This window comes from Klebsiella sp. JB_Kp031, from assembly GCF_040064295.1.
GTDB lineage: Bacteria > Pseudomonadota > Gammaproteobacteria > Enterobacterales > Enterobacteriaceae > Klebsiella > Klebsiella quasipneumoniae.
This window is the reverse complement of record NZ_JBEAJW010000009.1, coordinates 1-4541: the sequence shown is the minus strand read 5'-3', so window position 1 is coordinate 4541 and position 4541 is coordinate 1. Positions and strand designations below refer to the sequence as shown.

At 48.4% G+C, this 4541-nt stretch carries 4 protein-coding genes and 1 pseudogene; 3 read left to right on the top strand and 2 right to left on the bottom strand.

What is annotated here, in order from left to right; translation table 11 throughout:
* Together ABLV64_RS05645 and ugd are read left to right on the top strand one after the other, a co-directional pair.
* A pseudogene (locus tag ABLV64_RS05645) lies at nucleotides 1-106 on the top strand (phosphomannomutase); the annotation flags it as partial.
* Between the two features lie 163 nt (nucleotides 107-269).
* Nucleotides 270-1436 (top strand): UDP-glucose 6-dehydrogenase, encoded by a 1167-nt coding sequence (ugd, locus tag ABLV64_RS05640; RefSeq protein WP_053810157.1) that lies wholly within the window; start codon nucleotides 270-272, stop codon nucleotides 1434-1436.
* 422 nt (nucleotides 1437-1858) lie between these two features.
* Here the strand turns inward: ugd and ABLV64_RS05635 are convergent, their stop codons facing one another.
* Together ABLV64_RS05635 and ABLV64_RS05630 are read right to left on the bottom strand one after the other, a co-directional pair.
* A complete protein-coding gene (locus ABLV64_RS05635) occupies nucleotides 1859-1981 on the bottom strand; it encodes a small membrane protein (RefSeq protein ID WP_000429184.1) in 123 nt (40 codons plus the stop codon).
* A 399-nt stretch (nucleotides 1982-2380) separates the two neighbouring features.
* A complete protein-coding gene (locus ABLV64_RS05630) occupies nucleotides 2381-3385 on the bottom strand; it encodes an NAD-dependent epimerase (protein ID WP_065878640.1) in 1005 nt (334 codons plus the stop codon).
* Between the two features lie 1074 nt (nucleotides 3386-4459).
* On the opposite strand from ABLV64_RS05630, the gene ABLV64_RS05625 reads away from it, so the two are divergent.
* A partial coding sequence (locus ABLV64_RS05625; RefSeq protein WP_142245726.1) for a sugar phosphate nucleotidyltransferase occupies nucleotides 4460-4541 on the top strand: 82 nt, incomplete at its 3' end.

Below are 4541 nucleotides of genomic sequence, written 5' to 3'. Positions count from 1 at the left end.
GCGCACGTCCAATACCGAGCCGGTGGTGCGTCTGAACGTGGAGTCCAGAGCGGATACTGCGTTAATGAATGCAAAAACCGAAGAGATTTTAGCTCTTCTCAAGTAATGCATTATCCATAATGGAAGTCATAGGGTCAGATTTTAATCGTATTCTTGACCTTATGGCTTATTCTTGACATCCCACTGGTCAAAGCGTAAAACCGCCCACAGAATTATTTAATTTCGTGGCTATCCGCCATTATCCAGTTAACTGATTAAAGTGTAATCTCATGAAAATTACTATTTCCGGTACAGGTTATGTTGGTTTATCGAACGGTGTCCTGATCGCGCAAAACCACGAAGTGGTGGCCTTGGATATCGTACAGGCCAAAGTGGATATGCTTAACCAGAAGATCTCTCCGATTGTCGATAAAGAGATTCAGGAATATCTGGCAGAAAAACCGTTAAATTTCCGTGCCACCACGGATAAGCACGACGCGTACCGCAATGCCGACTACGTGATCATTGCCACGCCGACCGATTACGATCCCAAGACTAACTACTTCAACACCTCTACGGTGGAAGCGGTTATTCGCGATGTCACAGAGATCAACCCGAACGCGGTGATGATCATTAAATCGACCATCCCGGTGGGGTTCACCCGCGACATCAAAGAACGTTTAGGGATTGATAATGTTATTTTCTCTCCTGAGTTCCTGCGTGAAGGCCGTGCGCTTTACGACAACCTGCACCCGTCGCGCATTGTCATTGGTGAGCGCTCTGCGCGTGCCGAACGTTTCGCAGACCTGCTGAAGGAAGGCGCGATCAAGCAGGATATCCCGACTCTGTTTACCGATTCCACCGAAGCGGAAGCGATCAAACTGTTCGCTAACACCTATCTGGCGCTGCGTGTTGCCTATTTCAACGAACTCGATAGCTATGCTGAAAGCCAGGGGCTGAACAGCAAGCAGATTATCGAAGGGGTATGCCTGGATCCGCGTATCGGCAACCACTATAACAACCCGTCCTTTGGCTACGGCGGCTACTGCCTGCCAAAAGATACCAAGCAGCTGCTGGCGAACTATGAATCGGTGCCGAACAATATCATCGCGGCTATCGTCGATGCCAACCGTACCCGTAAAGACTTTATCGCGGATTCTATTCTTGCCCGTAAGCCAAAAGTGGTGGGTGTATATCGCCTGATCATGAAGAGCGGGTCAGACAACTTCCGTGCCTCTTCAATTCAGGGCATTATGAAGCGCATCAAGGCAAAAGGTATTCCGGTTATTATCTATGAACCGGTGATGCAGGAAGATGAGTTCTTCAACTCCCGCGTCGTGCGCGACCTGAATGCCTTCAAACAAGAGGCGGATGTCATCATTTCCAACCGTATGGCGGAAGAGCTGGCGGATGTCGCAGAAAAGGTTTATACCCGCGATCTGTTTGGTAACGATTAATCCTGCCTGTCTGACACTGGCGGCTCCTCGCCGCCAGTATGCTTCTTTATCTCCCCGCTATATCCCTCACTACGCGTATTTCTCGCACATTCAGATTAACCTCAATAAATTGTGATGGACATTACGATCCTGCTCAAAAGCCGTTGCGGGTTGAAAACAGGTCCGATAAGTTAAACTTACCTTGTGAAGAGCTACCGTCACTGTGATGTAGATGCCGGAGATAAGCGCCGGGAGGTAAAACAAAGCCTGCAACGCAGGCTTTTGTTATTTATGCCCTGGGGAAATATGAGGAACAGGGCGCGAGTAACGTTATTTTTTCTTGCCTTAAGGCCACGCCAAAACGCAGAATGAACGGTCATTCTGCCATATCATTTTTTTATCTCTTAATATTATCTTAATCTAAATGCAATATGGAGCGAGTCTTACCACTTGCGTTTATTAAACGTCAGTTTGGTTTTCTTTCTGTCTTTCAGATATGAAATTAAAAAGAAAACCGACACAGCAAGTAGTATGGCAGCCACCACTAAGAAAAACAGGTTTTCCATAATATCTACCACAGCTTTAGTTGGTTAAATCATTAGCAAGTTAAGCAATATATCAGCGTGGAAGGTGCTGTATTGCGATCTCTAACATATCCTTTTCTTAAGAAAATTCCTACAGAAAGTATTGTCTTTTATTTATCAGGAGAAAATGCTGAAGGAGCCATTAAAAATAGTATTGAAAAGAGTCACAGCAGGGGACCAGGCTTAAAGTTGTTGGCTTTTTCGCCGGCGGGTAGATGAAACTAGTTTCAGCACCGTCGTTAAAACCAATAAAAATTATTCTTTAGCACAAAAAAGTATAGCCTGTGCCAGGCTCGGGTAAAGAAATGAATGATCAATGAAAGGAATACTGGAGGTTTATCCATTGCCGCAATCAGCTGATCGCGGCAGGGCAGAGACAGGTTAGATCTGATAGTAATCCTTATACCACTCGACGAAGTTCTTCACGCCTTCCTTCACTGACGTCTGTGGCTTGAAACCCACCAGGTCATACAGCGGCTGGGTGTCTGCGCTGGTGTCGAGCACATCACCCGGCTGAATCGGCATCATATTTTTCTTTGCTTCCATCCCCAGCGCCTCTTCCAGAGCGGTGATGTAGTCCATCAGTTCCACTGGCGAGCTGTTGCCAATGTTATAGACCCGATACGGAGCGGAACTGGTGGCCGGGGAACCGCTCTCAACGGTCCAGTCAGCATTAGCCTGCGGGATCACATCCTGAACGCGCACCACCGCCTCGACGATGTCGTCGATGTAGGTGAAGTCGCGCTTCATTTTGCCGTAGTTGTAGACGTCAATACTTTTCCCTTCCAGCATCGCTTTCGTGAACTTGAACAGCGCCATATCCGGGCGTCCCCACGGACCATAGACAGTAAAGAAGCGCAGGCCGGTAGTCGGGATGCCGTACAGATGGGAATAGGTATGCGCCATCAGCTCATTGGCTTTCTTGGTGGCGGCGTACAGGGAGACCGGATGATCGACGGAATCCTCCGTGGAGAACGGCATTTTGCGGTTAAGGCCGTAAACCGAACTGGAGGAGGCGTACACCAGGTGTTTCACTTTGGTATGACGGCAGCCTTCCAGAATGTTCAGATACCCCATCAGGTTAGCGTCAGCGTAGGCATAGGGGTTTTCCAGCGAATAGCGCACGCCCGCCTGGGCCGCAAGGTGGATCACGCGGTCAAACTGTTCTGCGGCGAACAGCGTCGCCATCCCCTCACGGTCAGCAAGATCCAGCTGCTGGAAATGAAATGCCGGAGATGCCAGACGATCCAGGCGAGCCTGCTTCAGGCTGACGTCATAATAGTCATTCATGTTGTCGATCCCGACAACATTATGCCCTTCATCCAGCAGGCGCTGCGCGATATGAAAGCCGATAAAACCTGCGGCACCAGTGACCAAAAACTTCATATTTTTCCTCCGGGGTGTGGATATCCCGTTCTACATAAGTGCCGATTTTACACTGGCTTGCGGTTGGGATCACTTGCTTTGCCGCGTCTATTCCGCCAGGCGTGAACTGAAAGGCGTTTTTTCTGACAAAACCGTGGTGGCAAAGGCTGATAAATAACAACGTTTCTCATTTGACCGTTAGCTGTCGAATAATAACCTTGTGACTGGTCAGCGGCTTAGCGATTCGTGGCGATACCATGAAGGCAGTCAACACCCTCAGGCACGGCGTAATTTTGTTTAAAGTTATATTTTTGGTCGGCGGATCATTTAGCAAATGGGCAAAATTCTCGTCGAGTTTGCATTTTTTAGCTTAAATATCAATTGCTTAATGTTGATCTTTTTGTTTAGCAAATGTTTAAGATGTGTATTATTTGAGTAATCCATTAATCAGTAGGCTTTTTTATTTTTATTCCCCGCGACCAGCGCTATAATCTGCGGACGATTTTCTTAGTGGAATGTGCATTGTAGAGCATGAGTCGTTTATCCCACCTGTCGGAACGTAGCGCCGTCGCCATGTGCAAAGGGCAACCAGGCCCGCAAGCGCGTTGTCTCCTCAGCGGCGAAGACGATGTCTCTTCTCATCTTTCCCTTTATCGTGAACGCCCCTCTATGACGGTTACTGGCATCGGTAAACCGCCGGTTTCGTTTTCTTCGGTGGCGGCAAGCGCGTGCGTTTTGCCCTGCGTAAATGAGAAAGTCCTGATGGTTAACCCGGCGGCAAATGCGGAAAGTGTGGGGCATTTCGCGGCCAGGTGAGGGAAGATGCATGTTAAAAGCAGAGATATGCCTGAAGGTATATCTCTGCTTTTAGGTTTTCAGGACACCCGTTCCGTCAGGCTGGCTTTTCAGGCCGCTGAGTGAACGTTCTGCCGACAGCCTGAAGCGAAAGAGGGTGGCGTTTAGCCTAAAGCACGGGAGCAGTACGCATTTTGGTTGCGACAGCCAATGGCGGTAGCGTGCCTGAAAAAGGCCATTCCCCCGACGGTCGATTGACTGATAGTAAAATAAAGCAATTATTTATTTAAGGATTTCATTATGTTACTTCCTGTAATTATGGCTGGTGGTACCGGCAGTCGTCTCTGGCCGATGTCTCGCGAGCTTTATCCGAAACAGTTCC